This window comes from Mediterraneibacter catenae, assembly GCF_008691045.1.
Taxonomy (GTDB): domain Bacteria; phylum Bacillota; class Clostridia; order Lachnospirales; family Lachnospiraceae; genus Mediterraneibacter; species Mediterraneibacter ornithocaccae.
This window is the reverse complement of record NZ_VMSO01000021.1, coordinates 20,198-45,369: the sequence shown is the minus strand read 5'-3', so window position 1 is coordinate 45,369 and position 25,172 is coordinate 20,198. Positions and strand designations below refer to the sequence as shown.

The window sequence follows — 25,172 nt, the reverse complement described above, 5'->3', positions numbered from 1 at the left end:
CTTCTGCGCTCTTATGTACCGTTACGCCGCGACCGAGTGAAAACGTGTGCGATAACAATACATACCTCCCGGCGGACTCTTTCTCAGTCAGATAAATACGAATTCAATTAATACATAAGCTCTACTTATAAATAAATCTTAAAATAAATCAAGTCAAAATCGAGAGAGGCCCATCTGAAAACTGTTGACATCCGTAAGGAATTTCGTTAGTATATCAGATAAATATTTCAAATTACTTATATATATGGATTCAAAAGAAAGAGAGGTCAGCAAACTATGGGAAAGATTATTGGTGAAGGAATTACATTTGACGACGTTCTGCTTGTGCCGGCGTATTCAGAAGTGATTCCGAATGAGGTGGACCTGTCAACATATCTGACAAAGAAGATCAAACTGAACATTCCGATGATGAGTGCAGGAATGGATACGGTTACAGAGCATCGCATGGCGATCGCTATGGCGCGTCAGGGCGGTATTGGTATCATTCACAAGAACATGTCTATCGAAGCTCAGGCGGAAGAGGTAGACAAGGTAAAGAGATCTGAGAACGGTGTTATCACAGACCCGTTTTTCCTTTCACCGGAGAATACTCTTGAGGATGCTAATAATCTGATGGCAAAATTCCGCATTTCAGGAGTTCCGGTCACAGAGGGGCGCAAACTGGTCGGAATCATCACGAACCGTGATCTGAAATTCGAAGAAGACTTCTCGAAGAAGATTAAAGAATCCATGACTTCTGAAGGGCTGATCACTGCGAAAGAAGGGATCACTCTTGAAGAGGCGAAGAAGATACTTGCAAAAGCAAGAAAGGAGAAACTCCCGATCGTGGATGACGAGGGCAACCTGAAGGGTCTCATCACGATCAAAGATATCGAGAAACAGATCAAATATCCGCTGTCTGCAAAAGACTCCCAGGGACGCCTGCTCTGCGGCGCGGCAATCGGTATCACAGCCAACTGTCTGGACCGCGTGGAAGAGCTTGTAAAAGCGAAAGTGGATGTTGTCGTAATGGATTCCGCTCATGGACATTCTGCAAACGTGCTGCGTACAGTCAGAATGGTGAAAGAAAAATATCCGGACCTTCAGGTGATCGCAGGAAATGTCGCTACAGGCGAAGGTGCAAAAGCTCTTATTGAGGCGGGCGTAGATGCGGTTAAAGTCGGTATCGGACCGGGATCGATCTGTACGACGCGTGTTGTAGCAGGTATTGGTGTTCCGCAGATCACAGCGGTCATGAACTGCTATGAGGCGGCAAAAGAATATGGTATTCCGATCATTGCCGACGGAGGTATCAAGTATTCAGGAGACATGACAAAAGCAATCGCAGCCGGTGCAAATGTATGTATGATGGGCAGCATCTTTGCGGGCTGTGATGAGAGCCCGGGAACATTTGAACTGTACCAGGGAAGAAAATACAAAGTATATCGCGGCATGGGTTCTATTGCTGCTATGGAAAACGGAAGCAAGGACCGCTATTTCCAGGAGAATGCGAAGAAGCTCGTTCCGGAAGGCGTTGAGGGTCGTGTGGCATATAAAGGAACTGTTGAGGATACAGTGTTCCAGCTCATGGGAGGACTCCGCTCCGGTATGGGTTACTGTGGCACACATACAGTTGAAGAGCTGAAAGCAAACGGAAGATTTATTAAGATTTCCGCTGCATCCCTGAAAGAAAGCCATCCGCATGATATCCACATCACGAAAGAGGCTCCGAACTACAGTGTAGACGAATAAGCAGCTGTTATCGGTAAAATACAGCCGCATACATAACGTCAGAAAACCGGATATTCCGGCAACAGCGTTGTGTCTGCGGCTTTTCTTATTACTGTTCACAGTAACTTTGTAACAGCAGCCTTCTTCTTTATAAATTTATAAGATTTTGTTCATCATAGTGAAAGAAATGTGTGATACTATCATAATTTGGAAGGCGGAGCTTGCAGATGAACACTTACAGAGGAAATAGAAGAGGAACAGGCGGGAGAGCGACAACCGCTGGAAGAAGAAAAAGAAACGGAAAGAAAAAACGGTTTTTTCAGGGCAATCCATACATAAAGTGGGGACTGTTGATCCTTGCTGTCCTGACTTTGGTGCTGGCCGTGCGCAGCTTTACTTCGCATGGCGGTGAGTATGTCGATGTGGATGCCTCGGAACCGGATATTGATGTCCAGCTTCTCGATGTCAACCCTTACTCCAGGCCGGGGGTTGAGAGTGACGGTATTACAGGGATTGTGATCCACTATACGGCTAATCCCGGAAGCACTGCGCAGGACAACCGAGACTATTTTAACGGTCTGCAGTATTCGCAGGAGACTTCGGCGAGCAGCAATTTTGTCGTGGGACTCGATGGTGAGATCATACAGTGCGTTCCGACGTGGGAAGTCGCTTATGCTTCAAATGACAGAAATTATGATACGGTATCCATTGAGGTCTGCCATCCGGATGAAAGCGGAAAGTTTACGGATGAGACATATCGTTCTCTTGTGCAGCTCACCGCATGGCTCTGTGTAAAATTCGATCTTACAGCGGATGATGTGATCCGCCATTACGATGTAACAGGAAAAAACTGTCCGAAATATTTCGTGGAAAATGAGGACGCATGGACGGCATTTAAAGAAAATGTGAGTCTTGCTATCGCATCTGAAAATTGATATAATAAATGGTCGTATCGTCGATTTTTACAGATGTGGAGGAAGAATATGAATGATTTGGAAATGTATCGCGAGCAGCTTGCGCTCTGCGATGACAAGATCATAGATGCTCTGGTGGAACGCAACAGCATTATCGAAAAAATCATGGCTTACAAGGAGACTTACGGGATGCCGATCCTGCAGCCGGCACAGGAGGCAAAACAGCAGAAACAGCTTGATGAAAAGTTGAGAGGTAATAAATATCAGGAGGAGATCCAGGATGTGTTTGGACGTATTTTAAGAAACAGCAAACGCATCCAGGCGAGAAAGCTGTTTTCGTACAATATTGTTCTGATCGGATTTATGGGGGCAGGAAAATCGACTATATCAGATTATCTGAGCACAATGTTTGATATGAGGCTGGTGGAGATGGATCAGGAAATCTCGGAACGCCAGGAGATGAGTATTCCGGATATCTTTGCAACCTACGGGGAAGAATATTTCCGTAATCTTGAGACGGAGCTTTTAAAAGAGCTGCAGACAGGCAGCAACTGTATTATATCCTGCGGAGGCGGTGTAGCTCTTCGCGAGGAAAATGTAGTGGAAATGAAAAAGAACGGACGTGTCGTCCTTCTCACTGCAAGTCCCGAGACAATCTACGAGCGTGTAAAAGACAGTAATGACAGACCGCTGCTGAAGGGAAACAACAATGTAGAATTTATAGCAGATCTGATGGAGAAACGCAGGGAGAAATATGAGGCGGCGGCCGATGTTGTTATACAGACGGATGATAAGTCGATCGTCCAGATCTGCGAGGAACTGATCACGAAGCTGACAGAATTGGATGGGAAATGATGTTTGACAGATTTTTTCCGGATGAATATGTGGCATCTACATATGTCATTCCTTTTGAAAAGTTATATGAAGACGGCTATCGGGGCGTTATTTTTGATATTGACAATACGCTCGTGCCGCACGGGGCGCCTGCAGATGAACGTGCGAAGAAACTGTTCCGGCGGCTTGAGGATATCGGATTTTGTTCCTGTCTGATCTCAAATAACCAGGAGCCTAGAGTGAAGATGTTCAACAAAGATATCGGAACGAATTATATCTTTAATGCACACAAGCCATCGACGAAAAACTACATCAGGGCGATGGAGATCATGGGGACTGACAGGACGAATACGGTCTTTGTCGGAGATCAGCTTTTTACGGATGTCTGGGGAGCAAAAAGAGCAGGGATCCACAACATCCTTGTAAAGCCGATACATCCTAAAGAGGAAATACAGATCGTGCTCAAACGATACCTTGAGAAGATCGTTCTTCATTTCTATAAAAAAAGATTGAAAAATAGGGAGAATTAGTATAAAATTAATTAATGGAGTGCCGGTACGGCGCGTAAATCGAAGGAGGAAGATAAATGGTCGCAGCAGGAGATTTTAAGAATGGCATTACCGTTGAGATCGACGGAAATATTTATCAGATTTTGGAATTTCAGCACGTAAAACCGGGAAAGGGAGCAGCGTTCGTAAGAACAAAGCTGAAAAATATTATCAGCGGCGGTGTGGTTGAGAAGACGTTCCGTCCGACTGAGAAATTTGAGAATGCCCACATTGACAGAAAAGATATGCAGTATCTGTACAAAGACGGAGATCTGTATAACTTTATGGATGTTGAAACATATGATCAGATCGCGCTTGATTCAGAAGTAGTTGGGGATGCTCTTAAATTTGTCAAAGAAAATGAGACAGTTAAAATCTGTTCCCATAAAGGTAATGTATTCTCTGTAGAGCCGCCTCTTTTTGTGGAGCTGGCTATCACAGAGACAGAGCCGGGCTTTAAAGGTGATACAGCTCAGGGAGCTACGAAACCGGCTACTGTTGAGACTGGAGCAGTTGTGAATGTACCGCTGTTCTGTGAGACGGGTGATGTGCTCAAGATTGATACACGTACAGGAGAGTACCTGTCAAGAGTATAGTTTCAGACAGTCTGAATATGCACGTTCGGGATGCACTTATACAGAGTGCATCCTTTTTTGCGCGATATGCCTGGAGGGCGACTGCCGTGCCTGCACGAGCGGGCATCTTCTCCTATCCGATCAGAGAAGCTTTTGTGAAATAAGGAGAAAATCACAGGATCTTTTTGTGTAATATGTCTCATTGATTTTATATGCTGTCTCGTCTATAATCAAGGTCACATAATATTGTTCAATTATTTTTTCATCGGATTCATGAGGCATACGCCTTCATGTGGTACATATCGTACCGGATTTCTCATTTAATTTATAATGCACCGCGTTACGAAAGGAGAAAAATGGATTACAGAGCATTTGCAGGCGCGGTAGAGAAACAGATGAATCAGAAGATGGCGGGAGGTGCTAAGGCGGGATTATATACAACAACAAAAAATAATGGAAAAGAGCGGACGGGGGTGCTGATTGAGACCCCGGGGGTTAATATATCTCCGACAATTTATCTGGAAGAATACTTTCAGGTTTATAAGCAGGGGGAGACGCTTGAAACCATCGTAGATGAGATTCTGGCATTTTACGAGAGCATTAAACAGGAGAAATCGTGGGACTATGAAAAAGTCATGAGCTATGAAGGAGTGAGGGACAGGATCGTCTTTAAACTTGTTAATACGGCCAAGAACAGAAAGATTTTAAAATCGATTCCGCATATTCCATTTCTGGATCTTTCGGCGGTATTTTATGTGCTGATTGAAGTGACGCAAGAAGGCTCTGCTGCTATGATGGTCAATGAAAGCCATATGGAACAGTGGCGTGTCCGCACAGATACATTGTGGTCAGACGCTGTAAGAAATTCCAGGAATCTTCTGCCGGCGGAGTTCTTTACCATGAATTATGCATTGAAAGAAATGGTTAGAGAAAATGCGGAGTACTGTACGGAGACACCTCCGGAAAACCTGCTTATCGGGAGCGGAAGATCAAGAGACGGAATGTACGTACTGTCAAATAAGTTGAGAAATTATGGAGCGGCGTGTATTGCGTATCCGCACATACTTGAAATGATCGGGGGAATATTAAGATCTGATTACTATGTACTGCCAAGCAGTGTACATGAGGTTGTAATCGTGCCCTGCAGCGAGGGGCTCAGTGCAGCAGAGCTGGATGAAATGGTAAAAAATATCAATGCTACTCAGGTGGCTGAGGAAGAGGTTTTGAGTGATCATGTTTATCTGTATGATGTAAAGGCGGGATATTTGAGAAGAGGAACTGAATTCACATCGGAAGGAAATAAGTGAATCATGAGATTAAGTACTTTACATTTCTGATGATTTGTGCTAGGATAATTAAGGCTGTAAGGGGAATCTTCCGGTTCCCCTTTTACAGTTGGAATGCGTCTGTAGCTCAGTGGATAGAGCAATGCCCTCCGGAGGCATGTGCGGCGGTTCGACTCCGCTCAGACGCTGAACTCAAAAAAGGATGCCCTGACATATTTCGGGACATCCTTTTTTGTGCTTATATAAGGTTGATTTTCCGTTTTATGATGTAATGAGCTGCGATGTACTGAATGGCGGTTACAATGAGCATTAATATAAGGCTCATGTAGAGAAGTCTGATTGTATAATCAAGCCCGTAGGCGGAACTGTAACCCCTGTATCCCGGGAAAAATCCGAATACCAGCATCAGGAGCATGGTGAGTATCTGCACAACAAAACTCGTGATAAAATATGCGGCGATGGCCCCCAGCACACGGTGACTGGGAAACAATTGCCCGACCAGGATGGAAAAATAGAGCATAATAACGGTGCATAGACAGTTGATGAGACAGGTTATAAACAGGAGGCAGACAAATGAACCAAGAGAGAAGCCAAGCTCATTTTCAAGTTCATCGGCAATCATGCTGTAAGCTGACGTTACATTGTCTCCTGTTACAAGTAACAGGACCCCGGCCGACAGAATGAGAAGATCTGCCGCCATTAATATATATCCGGATATGATCTTTGACCATAAATGCTGTGGCGCAGATACAGGCAGGGTCCATGAAAGGTATCCTTCTTTACTAAAAAGATTACGGTAGAACCGAAATGCAACCTGCATCCATGTAAAAATCGATAGGGCAGAGATAAGAAGAGTCATGAGCGTGACAAAAAGAATCAGAGAGAAAACAAGCGGCTCCACGGGCTCTTCAAAACGCAGTCTGTCCATATAGAAAAAACGTGCCACAAGGCAGATAAGGAGATAGATTACATGGAGAAGGAAAAATATTTTCGCTGCAGATTTTAAATCGTATTTGATCAGTTTTCCTAGCATTTGAATACCTCCCTGAATAAAGCGTCCACGGATTTCCCGTATTTTAATCTGATATCATCCACGGTTTCGTTAAGCGCCAGCTGTCCGTTCTGGAGGAAGATCACCCGGTCCAGAACATTCTCGATGTCTGAGATCAGATGAGTTGAGATCAGGACAGTCGCATTCTCGTTATAATTTGTAAGTATTGTCTGCAGGATATAATCTCTTGCAGCGGGATCTACACCGCCAATTGGTTCGTCAAGAATATACAGGTCTGCATCGCGGCTCATTACAAGCACAAGCTGGACTTTCTCTTTTGTGCCTTTTGACAGGGCGCTGAAACGTGAGTTTATATCAATCTCCAGTGTGTCAAGCATTTTTGAGGCGCGGTCTGTGCTGAAGTTATCATAAAAATCTGTGTAATAGGAGATAATCTCCTTTACTTTCATGTGCTCGCTGAAAAAACTGCGATCCGGAAGATAAGATACGATCTTTTTGGACTCTGTTCCGGGAGCAAGCCCGTTGATCATAATATGTCCGTCTGTGGGATTGAGAAGCCCGTTTGCAAGTTTGATCAGTGTAGTTTTCCCGCTCCCGTTGGGACCCAGGAGGCCAACGATCTGTCCGCGGTCAAGAGAGAGTGTCAGTTCGGACAGTGCAAAAAAACTGCCGTATTTTTTGGTGAGCCTCTGGCATTCAAGTATTGGTCTCATTGTTAATCCCCCTTATTGTGTCTCTTATCATTTCAAGTGTGTCCCTGTCGGAAAAGCCCAGCTTACGCATCTGGTCAAAAAAGTCCCGGATGTGTTCCTGAGCCAGCTCTGTGCGCATTTTTTTGATCATGGCTGTATCATCTGTTATAAAACGGCCGCTTGTCCGCTGTGAATAGACGAGTCCGCAGCGTTCCAGTTCAGACAGTGCTTTCTGCATCGTGTTCGGATTTACAGCGGCTTCAACAGCAAGATCACGTACAGAGGGGAGTTTGTCCCCAGGCTGATAGACACCGGAAATGATGTCGTGCTGAATGCGTTCCATCAATTGCAGGTAGATGGGACGGTCATTATCCAGATTCCATGGCATTCGATCACCTCGTATTCTTTTTTTGTGGGAGCTGCCGGAGGCAGTTCCCAGCAGATCAGGGGATATCCCCTGATCTGCAACTGTATTATTGATATAATACAATAATATGTTTGTTAAAGGGAAATGTCAAGACTGTTTTAGAAATTCTCAGAGTTTACGTGTATGGTTTTGTAAATGCTGCGGGTGGAACTGTTACAGTGCAGCCTTGTTTTCTTTAATGATGGTTTCTTTCATATCCGGGTCAAACACGCCGTTTCGGAGCATTTCAATCTCATATTTATAAGGGGCGTAAGATTTCTTTGGTGCGGTGGGTGAGGGGATATAGGGGGTCTCCAGTATTTTAGGGATTTTTTCGAAATCCGGGTGATGAACGATATAATTCAGCGCGTCGAATCCGATTTCCCCGAATCCGATGTTTTCATGACGGTCTTTTGCGGCTCCGGGTACATTTTTGCTGTCATTGATATGGAATACTGCAATCTGATCCTTGCCTATGATTCGATCGAATTTCTCGATGACGTCGTCAAAATGGTGAATGATATCATACCCGCTGTCGCTTGTATGGCACGTATCAAAACACACACGCAGCTTATCGCTGTACTTTACTCCGTCGTAGATCCGGGCCAGCTCTTCAAAGGAACGACCGATCTCAGAACCTTTTCCCGCCATGGTCTCAAGTGCTATAAAACAATCAGTATCAGAGGTCAGTACTTCATTCAGGCCTTCGATGATCCTGGAAGTGCCGGCCTCGACTCCGGCGCCTACATGTGCTCCGGGGTGAAGGATAAGTGTATGGCTTCTGCAGCTTATTGTCCGCTCGATCTCTTTGGCAAGAAACTCCACGGCGAGAGAGTATGTTTCCGGCTTTACGGAATTCCCCAGATTAATGATATACGGTGCGTGGACGATGATGTCGCTGATTCCGTGTTCCTTCATATATTCCCAGGCAGGCTCGATGTTCAGTTCGCTTATATCTTTCCGCCTTGTGTTCTGGGGAGCGCCTGTATAAAACATGAAAGTATCGGCACCGTAAGAAACAGCTTCCTTAGCTGATCCCAGAAGCATATCTTTGCCGCTCATGCCGACGTGTGAACCTAATATCATGATGAATCTCCTTTTCTGATTAAATGATGTTGGTGTCAAAAGGTGTTTTGACCTGCTCCATTATAAAACAGCGCAGGGGTTTTCTCAACGAAAACTTGCCGTCCATCCCCATACATGGTAGAATATCTTTCATACGGACAAAGATGAGGAGTGTGGAAGAAATTGAAGACATTACTGGAATTGATCACAATAGAGATGGAAGAGGCATTTGAGAAAGCAGGGTATGATAAAGCGCTTGCGAAGGTGACTCTTTCCAACCGCCCGGACTTGTGCGAATATCAGTGTAACGGAGCGATGGCAGGGGCAAAGAAATATAAGAAAGCGCCGTTTATGATCGCAGAGGACGTGGCTCCATATCTGAAAGACAGCTCATACTTTGAGACAGTAGATGTGGTTAAGCCTGGCTTTATCAACCTGAAGCTGTCTAAAGAAAGTGTAGCGTCCTATCTGAATGATATGGCTGCGGAGGAAAAGCTTGGAGTTGAGGATGAGAAAGCGCCGAAGACCATTATGATCGACTACGGCGGGCCGAATGTGGCGAAGCCGCTGCATGTTGGGCATCTGCGTTCTGCGATCATCGGGGAGAGTGTTAAAAGGATTCTTCGCTACAAGGGAAATAACGTGATCGGGGATATCCATCTGGGAGACTGGGGCTATCAGATGGGGCTTATCATCACAGAGCTTAAAAAGCGTCAGCCGGAACTGCCTTACTTTGATGAATCTTTTGAAGGGGAGTATCCGGAGGGAGCGCCTTTTACGATCGGAGAGCTTGAAGAGATTTATCCGACTGCGAGTGCATATGCAAAAGAACACGAAGATTACAGAGAAGAAGCATTGCATGCTACCTATTTGCTGCAGAACGGATACAGAGGATACCGGGCAATCTGGAATCATATCATGAATGTATCTGTTGCTGACCTTAAGAAGAATTATGAGAAACTGAATGTAGAGTTCGACCTCTGGAAAGGGGAGGCGGATGCTCAGAAGTATATCCCGGACATGGTACAGATGTTAAAGGATGAAGGGTACGCGCGCTATGATGAAGGCGCTCTTGTTGTGGATGTTCAGGAAGAGACAGATAAAAAGGAAGTACCTCCGTGTATGATCCTGAAATCTGACGGAGCTGCTCTGTATGATACGACTGATCTTGCTACGCTTGTAGAGAGGGAGGAAGATTATAAGCCGGATGAGGTTATTTATGTTGTGGATAAGCGGCAGGAACTTCATTTTACACAGGTATTCCGCTGCGCGAAGAAAACAGGCATCGTACGTCCGGAGACAGAACTTAAATTCCTCGGCTTCGGTACGATGAACGGCAAGGACGGAAAACCGTTTAAGACACGCGAGGGCGGAGTGATGCGCCTTGAAAATCTGATCCGTGAGATCGACGAGGAGATGTACCGCAAGATCATGGACAACCGTACGGTGGAAGAGGGAGAGGCAGAACGCACTTCCCAGATTGTAGGTCTTGCTGCGATCAAATACGGAGATCTCTCTAACCAGGCGTCCAAAGATTATGTGTTTGATGTGGACAGATTCACATCATTTGAGGGAAATACAGGTCCATATATCCTCTATACAATAGTGCGTATCAAGTCAATCCTGAACAAATATCAGGAAAGCGGCGGCAATCTGGAGGGATTAAAGATTCTTCCTGCAGTGAATGAATATGAGAAAGCGCTTATGCTGCAGGTACTCAAGTTCAATGATGTGTTTGAAGCTGTGTATGATGAGACAGCGCCTCACAAGCTTTGCGCATATATCTACGAACTTGCCAATGAGTTTAATAAATTTTATCATGAGACAAAGATCCTGTCAGAGGAGGATGAAGAGAAGAAGTCCGGATATATTGCGCTTCTCGTACTGGCAAGACGCGTGCTTGAGGCGTGCATCGATCTGCTCGGCTTCGAGGCGCCGGAAAGGATGTAATCACATAATGACGGAGAAACTTTTTTATCAGGACAGTCATCTTGGGGAATTTGAGGCGGAGGTCATATCATGCGAACCATTTTCTGATGCCTCCGGCAAGAAAACGCCGAAACTCTGGGCGGCGGAACTGGACCGCACAGCTTTCTTTCCGGAGGGCGGCGGACAGTATGCAGATACCGGTATACTGGGCGGTGTCAGGGTTGTGGATGTGCAGGAAAAGGGCGAACATGTCCTGCATCTGCTGGAAGGTCCGCTTGAACCAGGTTCTCATGTGACGGGAACGATCGACTGGGAAGAGAGGTTTATGAAAATGCAGCAGCATAGCGGCGAGCATATCGTGTCCGGTCTGGTTCATTCCTGGTTTGGATATAATAACGTGGGGTTTCATCTCGGAAGCGAAGACTGTACGATGGATTTTGACGGGGAGCTGTCGAAAGAGCAGCTTGCCGGGATCGAACGTGAGGCGAACCGTGCTGTCTGGAAGAACCTTGAGATACAGACTCTCTACCCGTCGAAGGATGAACTTGACGGGATGGAGTACCGGAGCAAGATTGAGATCGAAGGACAGGTGCGGATCATTGTAGTGCCTGGATATGACGTGTGTGCGTGCTGTGCGCCTCATGTATCCCGCACAGGTGAGATCGGCCTGATCAAGCTGACCCGTGTTCAGCGGTATAAGGGCGGAGCACGGGTGACTATGTTGTGCGGCGTGAGGGCGCTTGAGGATTATGCTGTGAAACAGGAACAGGCAGGAGAAATATCTGCTCTTCTGTGTGCGAAAGAAAACGAAATTGCAGAATCTGTCCGCCATCTGAAAGAAGAGTCAGACTCGCTGAAATATGAGCTTGGGGAGAAAGAAAAAAAGCTGATTGCTGCAAAAGCTGATATGATACCCAAAGACGGGAAGCCGGTCTGCATATTCACAGACGATGTGGAGGGGGACTCCATGCGTCTGTTCATGAATCTTGTGCTGGAAGCCGGGCACGGTGTGTGCGCAATATTCCATGGGAACGAAAGTGACGGGTACCGGTATGTGATCGGCAGCAGGGAACAGGATGGCCGGCAGATAAATATGCGTGATTTTGTAAAAGAGTTCAACGCTGCGTTTGACGGGCGAGGAGGCGGAAAACCGGAGATGGTGCAGGGGACGGCACGCGGCAGCGAAGATGAGATGCGCGCGTGGATACTTGAGAAAGCAGGTGAGGCGTGATGAACCGGATCTACAGGAAAAGCCCGTTCTGGAGCCTGGCAGGCCCCCTGTTAGGCTATCTGGCAATTGAGGCTGTGATTCAGTTTGCACTGATGTTTTTGATCGAGATGCCTTATATGGTACGGGCGTATGCGGAAATCCTGCGCGATAACAGTGGTACTGCTCTTTCTATGCAGGAGATATGGGATTCTTATATGCAGGCGCTGGAACCTGCGCTTGAGGCAATTGCAAAATATCAGGTCGGTATTATTTCTCTGGCAGCGCTTGGGACGATAATCCTGACAGGGATACTGTTTGCACGTGACCGGAAACTGGAACGGCAGGCCGGGGTAAAACTTCCGGATAAGGCGCCCTTGTCGAAATACTGGACTGTAGTTGTGTTTGGGGTTGCAGGCTGTATTGTGGCCACCTGCCTGATGGCGATGATTCAGCTTGCGTTTTACGATGCGCAGTATCAGCAGAATGCGCAGATCACGTATTCTGCGGGCCTGCTTGTGGAGATCATCGGACTGGGGCTCATTACTCCGGTGGCGGAAGAGTTGATGTTTCGGGGAATCTTGTACAAACGGTTCCATGAACGACAGAGCTTCTGGTACTCGGCTGTCTGGTCCGCACTGCTCTTTTCATTCGTGCATTCCAGTACAACGCAGATGATCTATACATTCCTGCTGGGTGTGCTGCTGTCTTATCTGTATGAAAAATTCGGCTCACTCAGAGCCCCGGTGCTGCTCCATATCCTGCTCAATACAGGATCTGTTATCTTTACGGAACTGGGAGTGTTCCGCTGGCTGGCAGGTAATCCGATGCGGATGGCGGGGACGGTTATTATGGGAGCGTTCATATGTTCGGTGATGTTCGTGCTGGTACAGAAGATGCCTGGCAGCGTGAGGACTGAGCGTGCGTCAGACGATTCGGAGCGTCCGAATATGTTTCGATGAAATGTTTTTAGAAAAAAACAATTTGAAATTGTGTGTGACAGAATATGATTTCTGTCACTTTTTTTATTTTATAAATGCCTCAAATATCAGTAAACTTAAGGGAAAATCGAAATATTAAGAAATATTACTAATGATTTGAAAAGAGTGTAATTATCAGATAATAATATTTGAAACCATAAATTATCAAATTGTCAGACAATTATAAGGTTTTTGTTATTTACAAATGAAAAAAAATCGTGTATAGTCTTTTTCATAAATTGAGAAGGAGAGGACAGCGATCATGAGAAAAGCAAAAGAACCCTTTCAGAGTAAGGGACAGCAGAATGTAACCGCGCAAAGCCGGGCTGTGCAGGGTGATATCCCTCAGGGACTGTACCGGGAGAATTTTGAACACGACAATTGCGGCATTGGCGCGATCGTAAATATTAAGGGCGTGAAGAGCCATAGTACTGTTGCCGGAGCACTTGAGATCGTGGAACATCTGGAACACAGAGCCGGGAAGGATGCGGAAGGGAAAACGGGAGATGGTGTCGGTATTCTCTTGCAGATATCAGACAAATTCTTTCAGAAAGTCTGTAAGCCGCTGGGCATTGACCTGAAAGGCGAAAGGGATTACGGAGTTGGTATGTTTTTCCTGCCGCAGGATGAGCTGAAACGCAATCAGGCTAAAAATATATTTGAAGTCATTGTTAAAAAAGAAGGACTGAATTTCCTCGGGTGGAGAGAGGTGCCTGTACATCCGGAAGTGCTCGGAAAAGCGGCTGTTGATTGTATGCCATGTATCATGCAGGCGTTTATAGAACGTCCGAAGAAGATCCGGAAAGGAATAGATTTTGACCGCAGGCTCTATGTTGTAAGGCGTGTATTTGAACAGAGCAGCGACGATACATATGTAGTTTCTCTTTCCAGCCGTACGATCGTCTACAAAGGAATGTTCCTTGTGGGGCAGCTCCGCCAGTTCTTTGGAGATCTGCAGGATGAGGATTATGAGTCGGCCATCGCAATGGTACACTCACGTTTCAGCACGAATACGGCGCCGAGCTGGCAGAGAGCTCATCCGAACCGTTTTATTGTACACAACGGAGAAATCAATACGATCCGCGGAAATGCAGATAAGATGCGCGCCCGCGAGGAGACAATGGAGGCAGGAAAGCTCAAGGGCGAGCTGCACAAGGTGCTTCCGGCCATCAATACATCGGGTTCTGACTCCGCGATGCTCGACAATGCGCTTGAATTCATGGTGATGAGCGGAATGGAGCTTCCTCTTGCGGTGATGATCTGTATTCCGGAACCGTGGGTAAATAACAGAAGTATGTCCCAGAATAAGAAGGATTTCTATCAGTACTATGCGACGATGATGGAGCCGTGGGACGGTCCGGCTTCAATCCTGTTTTCTGACGGCGATGTGATGGGAGCTGTACTCGACCGGAACGGTCTGCGTCCTTCCAGATATTACATCACAGATGACGACAACCTGATCCTCTCTTCGGAAGTAGGAGTGCTCAACATCGATCCGTCTAAGATACTTGTGAAAGAGCGTCTGCATCCGGGCAAGATGCTGCTTGTCGATACGGTCGCAGGAAGAGTTATTGATGACGAAGAACTGAAAGAAAAATATGCGAACGAGGAGCCTTACGGAGAATGGCTTGACAGCAATCTGATCCAGCTTAAAAATCTGCCGATTCCGAACAAGGACATCCCGAAATACACAAAAGAGGAGTGTACCCGCCTGCAGAAAGCATTCGGTTATGCATATGAGGATGTTAAGACTTCGATCCTTACGATGGCAAAAAGCGGGGGAGAAGGGATTGCGGCCATGGGCATCGATACGCCTCTCTCAGTTTTATCCAAGAAAAGACAGCCTCTGTTCGGCTATTTTAAACAGCTGTTTGCGCAGGTTACTAACCCGCCGATCGATGCGATCCGTGAGGAAATTGTCACTTCCACAACAATCTATGTAGGAAAAGACGGAAATCTGCTTGAGAAGAAAGAAGAGAACTGTAAGATGCTCCGGGTAAACAATCCGATCCTCACAAATACAGACCTCTTAAAGATTAAGAATATGAATGTGGAGGGATTTAAAGTCGCAGAGATCCCGATCACCTATTATAAGAATACGAGCCTTGAGAAAGCGATTGAGTATCTCTTTGTCGAGGTTGACAGGGTGATCAGGGGCGGGGCAAATATTCTGATCCTGACAGACCGTGACGTGGATGAGTATCATGTGGCGATCCCGTCGCTTCTGGCGGTATCTGGTCTCCAGCAGCATCTGGTCCGTACGAAGAAGAGAACTTCCGTGGCAATGATTCTGGAGAGCGGTGAGCCGAGAGAAGTGCACCACTTTGCAACATTGCTGGGTTACGGGGCATGTGCGATCAATCCGTATCTGGCACATGAGTCCATCCGTCAGCTGATCGAATCAAGGCTGCTCCACAAAGATTACTATGCAGCTGTAGACGACTACAACAGTGCGGTGATCCACGGAATTGTCAAGATTGCGTCCAAGATGGGTATCTCTACAATCCAGTCCTACCAGGGTGCGAAAATCTTTGAGGCAATCGGTCTGAAGAAAGAGTTCATCGACCGGTACTTTACAGATACGGTGAGCCGTGTGGGCGGCATCGGAATAGAAGAAATCGCTGAAGATTACACGGCATTCCATACGCAGGCATTTGATCCGCTGGGGCTTGACGGTGATATGACTCTCGACAGTGTGGGACGACACAAATATAAGAGCGGTGGAGAGGAGCATCTCTACAACCCGCAGACGATCCACATGCTCCAGCAGTCAACCAGACGTGGCGACTATAGCATGTTCAAACAGTATACAAAGATGGTGGATGAAGAAGGAGAAAAGGTCAATTTAAGAGGCCAGCTTGACTTCAATTATCCGAAGAAAGGCGTTCCGATCGAGGAAGTGGAGAGCGTGGATTCCATTGTGACCAGATTTAAGACGGGCGCTATGTCCTATGGTTCTATTTCCAAGGAAGCCCACGAGACACTGGCAATCGCTATGAACCGTCTTCATGGAAAGTCTAACTCCGGAGAAGGCGGTGAAGATATAGAGAGACTTGATACAGACCGCTGTTCAGCGATCAAGCAGGTGGCCTCCGGACGATTCGGCGTGACTTCCAGATATCTGGTGAGCGCGCAGGAAATCCAGATTAAGATGGCACAGGGCGCGAAGCCGGGTGAAGGCGGTCATCTGCCGGGCGGCAAGGTCTATCCGTGGATCGCGAAGACCCGCCACTCGACTCCGGGCGTGAGTCTGATCTCCCCGCCGCCGCACCACGATATCTATTCTATCGAGGATCTTGCACAGCTTATTTACGACTGCAAAAATGCAAATAAAAATGCAAGGATCTCTGTAAAACTGGTGTCCGAGGCGGGCGTCGGAACAGTGGCCGCAGGTGTGGCAAAGGCAGGCGCAGGTGTCATCTTGATCTCCGGCTATGACGGAGGAACAGGGGCGGCCCCGAGGAGCTCTATCCAGAATGCAGGACTTCCATGGGAACTGGGGCTTGCGGAGACACATCAGACACTGATCCAGAACGGCCTTCGTGAGCGCGTCCGCATTGAGACAGACGGAAAGCTTATGAGTGGAAGAGACGTTGCGATTGCGGCGCTGCTTGGAGCGGAAGAGTTCGGATTCGCGACTGCACCGCTTGTTACTATGGGATGTGTCATGATGCGTGTCTGCAATCTTGATACCTGCCCGGTGGGTGTGGCGACACAGAATCCGGAGCTGAGAAAACGCTTCACGGGCAAACCGGAATATGTGGTCAACTTCATGCGATTCATCGCAGAAGAACTGAGAGAATACATGGCAAAATTAGGAGTGCGTACAGTGGATGAGCTTGTTGGCCGCACTGATCTTCTGAAAGTAAAAGACGAGCCGACTTCTGAACGTGCGGCAACGCTGGATCTCTCCGGTGTACTGTACAATCCCTATGCAAAACAGAAGAAGGGAATGATCTTCAATCCGAAGAAAGTGTATGACTTTGAGCTTGAAAAGACACTGGACGAGAAAGTCCTCGTAAAACAGCTTCTTCCGGCTCTTGAAAAAGGACAGAAGAGAGGGCTTGAAGTAGATGTAACCAACACAGACCGTACATTCGGCACAATCTTTGGCTCCGAGATTACGAGAAGATATCCGGATGGGCTGGAGGACGACAGCTTTGTGATCAAGTGTAAGGGAGCGGGCGGCCAGAGCTTCGGCGCGTTTATCCCGAAAGGTCTTACCTTAGAGCTCGTAGGAGACAGCAATGACTACTTCGGGAAAGGACTCTCCGGCGGCAAACTTGTTGTATGCCCGCCGAATGGGACCAGGTTCAAATCTGATGAGAATATAATAATAGGAAACGTTGCTTTCTACGGAGCAACAAGTGGAAAGGCCTTTGTAGGCGGTGTCGCAGGCGAGAGATTCTGCGTAAGAAATTCCGGCGCACGTGCGGTAGTCGAGGGCGTTGGTGATCACGGCTGCGAATACATGACCGGCGGATGTGTCGTGGTTCTGGGCAAAGTCGGAAAGAACTTCGCTGCGGGCATGAGCGGGGGAATCGCGTATGTCCTTGATATGGACAGTACGCTCTATACCAGAGTTAATAAAGCGATGGTGAAGATTCGTCGCGTGACAGACAAGTATGATGTGCAGGAATTAAAGAGCATGATCCAGGAGCATGTGGCGTATACGAATTCTGAAGTGGGAAAACGGATACTGGATCACTTTGAAGAGTATCTTCCGAAGTTCAAAAAGATCATTCCGGAAGACTATGAGAAAATGATGGCGGCAATCTTCCAGATGGAAGAGAAAGGCCTGAGCAGAGAAAAAGCACAGATTGAAGCGTTTAACAAGATCAAAAACGGAAGATAGGAGGCGAAGAAAAGTGGGAAAACCGACAGGATTTATGGATTATGCAAGAAAAGACAAGACAGCGGAACAGCCGCTTGAGAGAATCAGACATTTTAATGAGTTCCACACGCCGCTTCCGAAAGAAGAGCAGGAACTGCAGGGAGCCCGCTGCATGGCGTGCGGTGTGCCGTTCTGTCAGTCGGGCCTGAACCTGATGGGGATGGCAAGCGGCTGTCCTCTGCACAACCTCGTGCCGGAATGGAATGACCTTATTTACAATGGAAACTGGGAAGAAGCCTATTACCGCCTGGCAAAGACGAACAACTTCCCGGAGTTTACATCGCGGGTATGTCCGGCACTCTGCGAGAATGCGTGTACATGCGGGCTTAATCAGGAGGCGGTGGCATCGAAGAGCAACGAGTATGCCATCATTGAAAACGCGTACGAGATGGGATACGCAAAGGCCCATCCGCCGAAAGTACGTACCGGCAAAAAGGTAGCTGTCATCGGCTCCGGCCCGTCCGGACTGGCGGCGGCGGATCTTCTCAACAGAAGAGGCCATTCTGTTACTGTATTCGAGAGGGAGGATAAACCGGGCGGACTGCTGCGCTACGGTATCCCGAACATGAAACTGGAGAAGCAGTATATTGACAGGAAGTTAAAGATCATGGAAGAAGAAGGGATTGAGTTTCGAGTGAACTGCAATGCCGGAAAGGATGTAAAACCGGTACAGCTTTTAAAAGAGTTTGACCGTATCGTCCTTGCCTGCGGAGCTTCTCATCCGAGAGACATCAAGGCTCCGGGGCGCGATGCCGATGGTATTTATTTTGCGGTTGACTTCCTGAAGTCTACGACAAAAGCGCTGTGGGCAAATGATATGAAATTAAAAGACGGCACATACATTTCCGCAAAAGGAAAACATGTTATCGTTATCGGCGGAGGTGACACGGGTAATGACTGCGTGGGGACTTCCATCCGCCACGGAGCGAAGTCTGTACTTCAGCTGGAAATGATGCCGAAAGCTCCGGATGAGAGAACAGAGATGAATCCGTGGCCGGAGTGGCCGAGGGTGTGCAAGACTGATTATGGTCAGCAGGAGGCAATCGCGGTGTTCGGTCATGATCCCCGTGTGTATCAGACTACAGTTAAAGAGTTTGTGAAGGATAAGAAAGGGAAACTCTGTAAGGCTGTGCTTATAAAGCTGGAGAGCAAAAAAGACGAGAAGACCGGCAGGATGTATATGGCCGAAATCCCCGGCAGTGAGTATACAGTAGATGCAGATCTCGTTCTGATTGCGGCAGGTTTTCTCGGAAGCGAGGAGTATGTTACAAAAGCGTTTGGCGTCGAAGTTAACGAGCGCACGAATGTAAAAACCGAACCGGGAAAATATGCGACAAATATAAAGCATGTTTTTACTGCGGGAGATATGCACAGAGGACAGTCGCTCGTTGTGTGGGCGATCCGTGAAGGACGCGAGGCTGCAAGGGAAGTGGATGAAAGCCTGATGGGATACACGAACCTGAATATACAGTAATTGTGTGAATTATTATTGAAATTTGTTGAAAAAACCACGTTTCTGCTATATTATGTATAGGAATTATACTTAACGCAGTTTTTACGAAAGGTGACAGAATGAATTATAGAAGAGTACGTGGTGTGTTTATTGCAACAACGCTTACCTGTTCACTGGCGGTGACTCCGGCCTTAGCGGCTCCGGAGGATTCTCTGGAGAGTCTTCAGGACGAGCAGGATTCATTGAAGGAACAGAAGTCGGAGGCGCAGAGCGAACTGAGCAGTCTTCAGTCCCAGTTGGAAACGCTGCTGACGAAAACAGCAGAACTCGAGGATAAGCTGATCACGACCGGACAGGAGATCACTCAGGCTGAGGATGATCTGGACGTGGCGGAGGAAAAGCGGCAGGATCAGTATGATGCCATGAAGCTCCGGATTAAGTATATTTATGAGTCCGGCGGCGATGCTGTTACTTTAGAGAAGATACTTTCCTCCGGAGATATCACGAGTATGCTGACTCAGGCTGAGTATTCCCAGAAAGTACATGAATACGACCGTGAGCAGCTTCAGGAATATGCACAGACAGTTCAGGAAATTGAAGATCTCCAGAGTACGCTTAAGACGGAGATGGCGAATCTGGAAGAGCTTGAGGGTGAATATCAGGCACAGCAGGAGGAACTGAACACAACGATAACCTCCAAGCAGGACGAGATCTCTAATCTGGACGGGATGCTTCAGGAGGCTGCGAGAAAGGTAATCGAGGAACAGCAAAGACAGGAGCAGGCCGCGGCGGCAGCGGAAGAATCAGAAGATGAGACTGAAGAAACCGGCGGTGGAACAGGGAATACAGGAAACACGGGCGGCTCCGATAACAGCAGTGACAATAATGATACCGGAAATGATAATTCCAATAACGGCGGTTCGTCAGGTGGTTCGGATTATGATGAAGTGACAGGAAACAGCATTGTGGATCGTGCGCTTAGCCAGCGCGGCAAGCCATATGCGTGGGGAGCAGCAGGACCGGATTCTTACGATTGTTCCGGACTGGTGAGCTACGCGCTGACAGGAAGCTATGTACATACATGGTCAACTTATGATTTTATGGGGTGGACGCAGGTGAGCGACCCGCAGCCCGGAGATATCTGTACATCCTGGACTCACTGTGGTATATACATAGGAAACGGACAGATGGTCCATGCACCGCAGACAGGTGATGTTGTCAAGGTCAGTTCAGTCCATAGCGGCATGATATATGTACGTTATTAATATGAATATGGAAAGAAGAGGATTCCGCAGCTGATGCTGCGGAATCATTTTTTGTACCGGAGGAAATCCTCTGCACATCTGTTTGTCAGTCGCCGGATTCTTATGCAAGCATAAATCCGTCTCCTGCCATCAGATCGCTGAACTGTTACATTAAATATTACAAAAATGTTAAAAAACTATTGAAATTTCTGCTTGGATTTATTATAATCTATTACAGACTGAAATACAGAGGATGACATGCCCTGCATAAATGTAATTTTTCAGAAATAATGTTGAAAAACTGTTCTTTCTGTTGTATCATGCATATGTGTGGGGACATAGATAATATAATAGGGAAAGGTGAAGAAATGAGATTAAAAAGAGTACATAGCGCAATTATCGCTACAGTTCTTACCTGTTCAATGGCAGCCACTCCGGTATTTGCCGCACCTGATACGCTTAAAAGTCTTCAGGATAAGCAGGAAGACCTTCAGAATCAGAAAGACGCGGCAGAGGATGAGCTCAACAGTCTTCAGTCTCAGCTGGATACGATCATGCAGAAGACAGCAGATCTTGAGGATCAGCTGATCGCAAAAGGTGAGGAGATCATCCAGGCAAAAGAGGATCTGAAGGCCGCAGAGGAGAAAAGGGATGAACAGTATGAGGCTATGAAGCTTCGTATTAAATATATGTACGAGGCCGGTACCGGAACTGCAACGATGGAAAAGGTCATGACTTCCGGTGATATTTCCAGCATACTGACACAGGCAGAGTATTCTCAGCAGGTTCACGAGTATGACCGTAATCAGCTTAAGGAATACGCCAACACAGTACAGGAAATTGAGGACCTGCAGGATAAGCTTGAAACAGAGATGACTAATCTGCAGGACCTCGAAGCGGAATATCAGCAGCAGCAGGAAGATCTGAATGCGACGATCTCAACGAAGCAGGATCAGGTATCAGATCTGAACAGTATGATCCAGGAGGCTGCAAGAAAAGTTCAGGAAGAAAAGGATCGTCAGGAAGCTGAAGCAGAGAGACAGCGTCAGCTGGAAGAGCAGCAACAGCAGGCTGCCCAGTCCGAAAATAATAGCGGCGGTACGACAAACACTGGCGGCGGTTCTGATAACAGCGGTGGTGGCAGCGATAACAGTTCGTCAGTTAGCGAGCCGAGTTACAGCCCGTCAACAGGTAATGCGGTTGTTGACCGTGCCCGCAGTAAGATCGGATGCTGGTATGAGTGGGGTGCAGTCGGACCGAATACATTTGACTGTTCCGGACTTGTGAGCTACGCACTGACAGGAAGTTATGTAAGACTTGGTACAACATACACCTTTATGGGATGGACAAGAGTAAGCAATCCTCAGCCGGGTGACATTTGTACAAGCTCTACTCACTGTGGTATATACATAGGAAACGGACAGATGATACATGCCCCGCACACAGGAGCTCAGGTGACGATCGGACCTGTTGCAAGCAATATGATTTATGTTCGTTACTAAAAGAATATAGTTAGGAAATTAAGTCCTGCGGCTTTTGCCGCAGGATTTTTTTGCACGATACGCCCGGAGGGCGACCGCCGTGCTTGCACGGGCGGGCATCCGATCAATAACAGTTCGGGCGGAAGTCTTGTCAGACATTCTCCTCTGTGCTAAAATGAATAAGACTTTACAGAGAGGAAGAACGAGATGACCCAGGGACTGATTCACATATACTGCGGAGACGGAAAAGGAAAAACATCGGCAGCCGTCGGGCTTGCCGTTCGGGCAGCGGGATGCGGAGTCAAAGTTCTTTTTACACGGTTCCTTAAGAATGAGGACTCCGGAGAACTCAGGATTCTTGATGAAATTCCCGGGATCGAAGTCATCCATCTGGAAAGATCATACGGTTTTTACAGTACACTCTCAGAATATGAGAAGGAGGAAGCCGGGCAGCTGTACGGCGGTCTGTGGCTCAACATCCTGGAGAAAACAGGCACAGGTGATTATGGTGTCCTTGTTATGGACGAGTTCATGGCGGCGTACAATTACGGACTGATCGAACCGGAAGCGGCGATTTCATTTCTGAGGGAAAAACCAAAAGATCTGGAGGTCGTCCTGACAGGGCGGAATCCGGATGACAGGCTTGTGGAGCTGGCAGACTATGTGTCAGAGATCTGCAAGGTAAAGCATCCCTTTGACCGGGGAATCCGGGCAAGGCGAGGGATCGAGTACTAGCAGGGAGGCTGCATTTTCCGGCAGCGCCGTGTGAAACCAGGTCCGGCATACATTTAAAAGACACAGTCTGTCTCAGACAGAAATATGACAGCCTCTGCGCTGTCGGATGAGCAGGCTGCGAGGAAGTCAGGTGAGAATCCTGCACAATACCCGTTGCTGTATTGGAGGAGCGGTGTCTCATTAGAAACGTCACTGGAACTTATGTTCCGGGAAGGCAGAGACATATGCGATGATACCTAAGTCAGAATATTCGCTTTTAAATGGATCTGGGGATTACGGGAATATGATCAAAAGGAGAGAAAAAATGCCAAAAAAACAGAAAATCTTACTGCGTGCTTACATCGTATTTGTTGCGATGTTTGCGATCGCACCTGCATCCAATGCGATGCACATCATGGAAGGCTACCTGCCGGCAGGTTACTGCGTGGCATGGGGAGTCGTCTGCCTGCCGTTTCTGATCGCAGGATTCATTTCACTTAGGAACAAAGTAAAAGAAAACAGAAGGAATATGACGCTGATTGCCATGTCAGGAGCATTTATTTTCGTGATCTCATCACTGAAGATTCCGTCCGTGACAGGAAGCTGCTCCCATATGACGGGTACGGGGCTCGGAGCGATCCTGTTCGGACCTGCCTCAGTCAGTGTACTGGGGATCATTGTCCTTATCTTCCAGGCCGTACTGCTCGCACATGGCGGGCTGACCACTCTGGGAGCAAATACATTTTCCATGGCAATCGCAGGACCACTTATTTCTTTTGGAATATATAAATTATGCTGTTCCATGAAAGTCAACCGTAGAGCAGGTGTCTTTCTGGCGGCATTTATGGGAGATGTTTTCACATATTGTGTTACAAGTATACAGCTTGCCCTGGCCTACCCGTCGGAAGCGGGCGGAGTGGCGGCGTCCGCAGTGAAGTTCCTCGGCGTGTTCGCGCCGACGCAGCTTCCTCTGGCAGTGATCGAGGGGATCCTTACGGTTGTCATTATGATCGGACTTGAGACATATGCAAAACCGGAGCTTAAGAGTATCGGATTCTTAAGCAGGGAAAAGGAGGCGTAAACGTTATGTCAAAGAACACGAAAACAGTTATCATACTGCTCGCCCTTGCTGTCCTGATCGCTGTTATACCGGTAGCGGCCTTAAGAGGAGCAGAGTTTGGGGGCTCAGATGATGCAGGGAGCATGATGGTCGAGGAAATACATGGGGAATATGAACCGTGGTTTACACCTGTGCTTGAGACAGCACTGGGCGGAGAGCTTCCGGGAGAACTGGAAAGTCTGCTTTTCTGTGTACAGACCGGTATAGGCGTGGGAGTGATCGCGTTCTTCATGGGACGTTTTGTTGAACGAAGAAAATGGATGAAGAAGACAGGAGAAGAAGATGCTCCTTATTGACAAACTGAGCTACCAGTCAAAATTAAGATATATAAATGCATCAGAGAAGCTTGTGTATGCCGTGCTGACTCTTGTATTATGCATCTTAAGCCGATCAGTAAAAGTGGCTGTACTGGTATTTACTGTAAATGGAATTCTGATAGTAGGAAAGGGGGGGATCCCCCTTTTCCGCTATATAAAGCTGCTTACAATCCCGCTTGCGTTTCTGGCGGCGGGCACTGCGGCGATCATGATAAATATATCAAAAATGCCTCTGGATGCCTTCGCATTTTCTGTGGGAGAATGGTATATCACAGGAAGCCGGAACGGGTTATATCAGGGATGGAAGCTGTGTGCGACAGCACTTGCAGCTGTGACCTGTCTGTATTTTCTGTCGCTCAATACTGTCATGACAGATATACTCGGGGCATGCAGGAAATTGCGTCTGCCGTCTCTTTTGATCGAATTGATGCTGCTGATCTATCGTTTTATTTTTGTCTTGTTTGAGACGGCGTCCTCAATCATGATCTCGCAGCAGTCCCGTCTCGGTAACCGGGATTTCAAAACAAGAGTACGATCGTTCGGAGCACTGGGGACATCACTTTTTATCCTGTCGTTGAAACGCTCAAATGCGCTTTATGATGCTATGGAGTCCAGATGTTATGACGGACGCATACAGGTACTGTCCAGGGAACAGCCGGTGAGAGTGGGGGAAGTTGTAATGATCGTTCTGTACGAAGCGGTTCTGATTGCAGTGTGGTTCTGTTTATGATCCTGCAGTGCGGCTGCCTGGGCGATGGTGCTCAGAGAGTTCCGGTGTTTCCGGGCTGCGG

21 protein-coding genes, 1 tRNA gene and 1 riboswitch are annotated in these 25,172 nt (G+C 47.4%); of the genes, 18 read left to right on the top strand and 4 right to left on the bottom strand.

Annotation, left to right across the window (positions count from 1 at the left end; genetic code table 11):
* The first annotated feature begins 276 nt into the window (after nt 1-276).
* From guaB to FNY66_RS12800, 7 genes are all read left to right on the top strand, one after another.
* Nucleotides 277-1,731, top strand: coding sequence for an IMP dehydrogenase (gene guaB / locus FNY66_RS12830; protein WP_087151724.1), 1,455 nt, complete (start codon nt 277-279; stop codon nt 1,729-1,731).
* Between the two features lie 206 nt (nt 1,732-1,937).
* Nucleotides 1,938-2,645 (top strand): peptidoglycan recognition protein family protein, encoded by a 708-nt coding sequence (locus FNY66_RS12825; RefSeq protein WP_150311401.1) that lies wholly within the window; start codon nt 1,938-1,940, stop codon nt 2,643-2,645.
* 48 nt (nt 2,646-2,693) lie between these two features.
* A complete protein-coding gene (locus FNY66_RS12820) occupies nt 2,694-3,479 on the top strand; it encodes a shikimate kinase (RefSeq protein WP_087151726.1) in 786 nt (261 codons plus the stop codon).
* Nucleotides 3,479-3,988 carry a YqeG family HAD IIIA-type phosphatase gene (locus FNY66_RS12815; protein ID WP_087151727.1) on the top strand — a complete coding sequence of 170 codons (510 nt, stop codon included), beginning with the start codon at nt 3,479-3,481 and terminating at the stop codon, nt 3,986-3,988. The genes FNY66_RS12820 and FNY66_RS12815 overlap by 1 nt, the downstream gene beginning before the upstream one ends.
* 56 nt (nt 3,989-4,044) lie before the next feature.
* Nucleotides 4,045-4,602, top strand: coding sequence for an elongation factor P (gene efp, locus FNY66_RS12810; RefSeq protein ID WP_087151728.1), 558 nt, complete (start codon nt 4,045-4,047; stop codon nt 4,600-4,602).
* Nucleotides 4,603-4,937: 335 nt separating this feature from the next.
* Nucleotides 4,938-5,888 (top strand): DUF5688 family protein, encoded by a 951-nt coding sequence (locus FNY66_RS12805; protein WP_087151729.1) that lies wholly within the window; start codon nt 4,938-4,940, stop codon nt 5,886-5,888.
* A gap of 95 nt (nt 5,889-5,983) precedes the next feature.
* A tRNA-Arg gene (locus tag FNY66_RS12800) sits at nt 5,984-6,055 on the top strand.
* A 50-nt stretch (nt 6,056-6,105) separates the two neighbouring features.
* Here the strand turns inward: FNY66_RS12800 and FNY66_RS12795 are convergent.
* The 4 genes from FNY66_RS12795 to FNY66_RS12780 form a co-directional block, all read right to left on the bottom strand.
* On the bottom strand, nt 6,106-6,900 hold the full coding sequence (locus FNY66_RS12795) for a hypothetical protein (protein ID WP_087151730.1): 795 nt from the start codon (nt 6,898-6,900) through the stop codon (nt 6,106-6,108).
* Nucleotides 6,894-7,592 carry an ABC transporter ATP-binding protein gene (locus tag FNY66_RS12790; RefSeq protein ID WP_150311400.1) on the bottom strand — a complete coding sequence of 233 codons (699 nt, stop codon included), beginning with the start codon at nt 7,590-7,592 and terminating at the stop codon, nt 6,894-6,896. The genes FNY66_RS12795 and FNY66_RS12790 overlap by 7 nt, the downstream gene beginning before the upstream one ends.
* On the bottom strand, nt 7,576-7,959 hold the full coding sequence (locus FNY66_RS12785) for a GntR family transcriptional regulator (RefSeq protein ID WP_087151732.1): 384 nt from the start codon (nt 7,957-7,959) through the stop codon (nt 7,576-7,578). Before FNY66_RS12785 ends, FNY66_RS12790 begins: the two co-directional genes overlap by 17 nt.
* Nucleotides 7,960-8,151: 192 nt before the next feature.
* On the bottom strand, nt 8,152-9,063 hold the full coding sequence (locus tag FNY66_RS12780; RefSeq protein WP_150311399.1) for a deoxyribonuclease IV: 912 nt from the start codon (nt 9,061-9,063) through the stop codon (nt 8,152-8,154).
* A gap of 162 nt (nt 9,064-9,225) precedes the next feature.
* On the opposite strand from FNY66_RS12780, the gene argS reads away from it, so the two are divergent.
* The 11 genes from argS to cbiQ all read left to right on the top strand — a co-directional run bounded on the left by argS (nt 9,226) and on the right by cbiQ (nt 25,111).
* Complete coding sequence (gene argS / locus FNY66_RS12775; protein WP_087151734.1) at nt 9,226-10,992, top strand: arginine--tRNA ligase; 1,767 nt, start codon at nt 9,226-9,228, stop codon at nt 10,990-10,992.
* Between the two features lie 7 nt (nt 10,993-10,999).
* Nucleotides 11,000-12,202, top strand: a complete 1,203-nt coding sequence (locus FNY66_RS12770) for an alanyl-tRNA editing protein (RefSeq protein WP_150311398.1) — start codon at nt 11,000-11,002, stop codon at nt 12,200-12,202.
* Nucleotides 12,202-13,140, top strand: coding sequence for a CPBP family intramembrane glutamic endopeptidase (locus tag FNY66_RS12765; RefSeq protein ID WP_150311397.1), 939 nt, complete (start codon nt 12,202-12,204; stop codon nt 13,138-13,140). The genes FNY66_RS12770 and FNY66_RS12765 overlap by 1 nt, the downstream gene beginning before the upstream one ends.
* A gap of 280 nt (nt 13,141-13,420) precedes the next feature.
* A complete protein-coding gene (gltB, locus tag FNY66_RS12760; RefSeq protein ID WP_229409520.1) occupies nt 13,421-18,013 on the top strand; it encodes a glutamate synthase large subunit in 4,593 nt (1,530 codons plus the stop codon).
* Between the two features lie 13 nt (nt 18,014-18,026).
* Nucleotides 18,027-19,526, top strand: coding sequence for a glutamate synthase subunit beta (locus tag FNY66_RS12755; RefSeq protein WP_087151737.1), 1,500 nt, complete (start codon nt 18,027-18,029; stop codon nt 19,524-19,526).
* Between the two features lie 98 nt (nt 19,527-19,624).
* Entirely contained in the window at nt 19,625-20,770 is a 1,146-nt protein-coding gene (locus FNY66_RS12750) for a coiled-coil domain-containing protein (RefSeq protein WP_087151738.1), read from the top strand.
* 347 nt (nt 20,771-21,117) lie between these two features.
* Entirely contained in the window at nt 21,118-22,251 is a 1,134-nt protein-coding gene (locus FNY66_RS12745) for a coiled-coil domain-containing protein (protein ID WP_190324841.1), read from the top strand.
* 186 nt (nt 22,252-22,437) lie between these two features.
* A complete protein-coding gene (locus tag FNY66_RS12740; protein ID WP_087151739.1) occupies nt 22,438-22,965 on the top strand; it encodes a cob(I)yrinic acid a,c-diamide adenosyltransferase in 528 nt (175 codons plus the stop codon).
* A 71-nt stretch (nt 22,966-23,036) separates the two neighbouring features.
* A riboswitch (cobalamin riboswitch) is annotated at nt 23,037-23,237 on the top strand.
* A 32-nt stretch (nt 23,238-23,269) separates the two neighbouring features.
* Nucleotides 23,270-24,025 carry an energy-coupling factor ABC transporter permease gene (locus tag FNY66_RS12735; protein WP_150311396.1) on the top strand — a complete coding sequence of 252 codons (756 nt, stop codon included), beginning with the start codon at nt 23,270-23,272 and terminating at the stop codon, nt 24,023-24,025.
* 5 nt (nt 24,026-24,030) lie between these two features.
* A complete protein-coding gene (locus tag FNY66_RS12730) occupies nt 24,031-24,360 on the top strand; it encodes an energy-coupling factor ABC transporter substrate-binding protein (protein ID WP_150311395.1) in 330 nt (109 codons plus the stop codon).
* Entirely contained in the window at nt 24,347-25,111 is a 765-nt protein-coding gene (cbiQ, locus tag FNY66_RS12725) for a cobalt ECF transporter T component CbiQ (RefSeq protein ID WP_150311394.1), read from the top strand. Before FNY66_RS12730 ends, cbiQ begins: the two co-directional genes overlap by 14 nt.
* Nucleotides 25,112-25,172 lie beyond the last annotated feature (61 nt).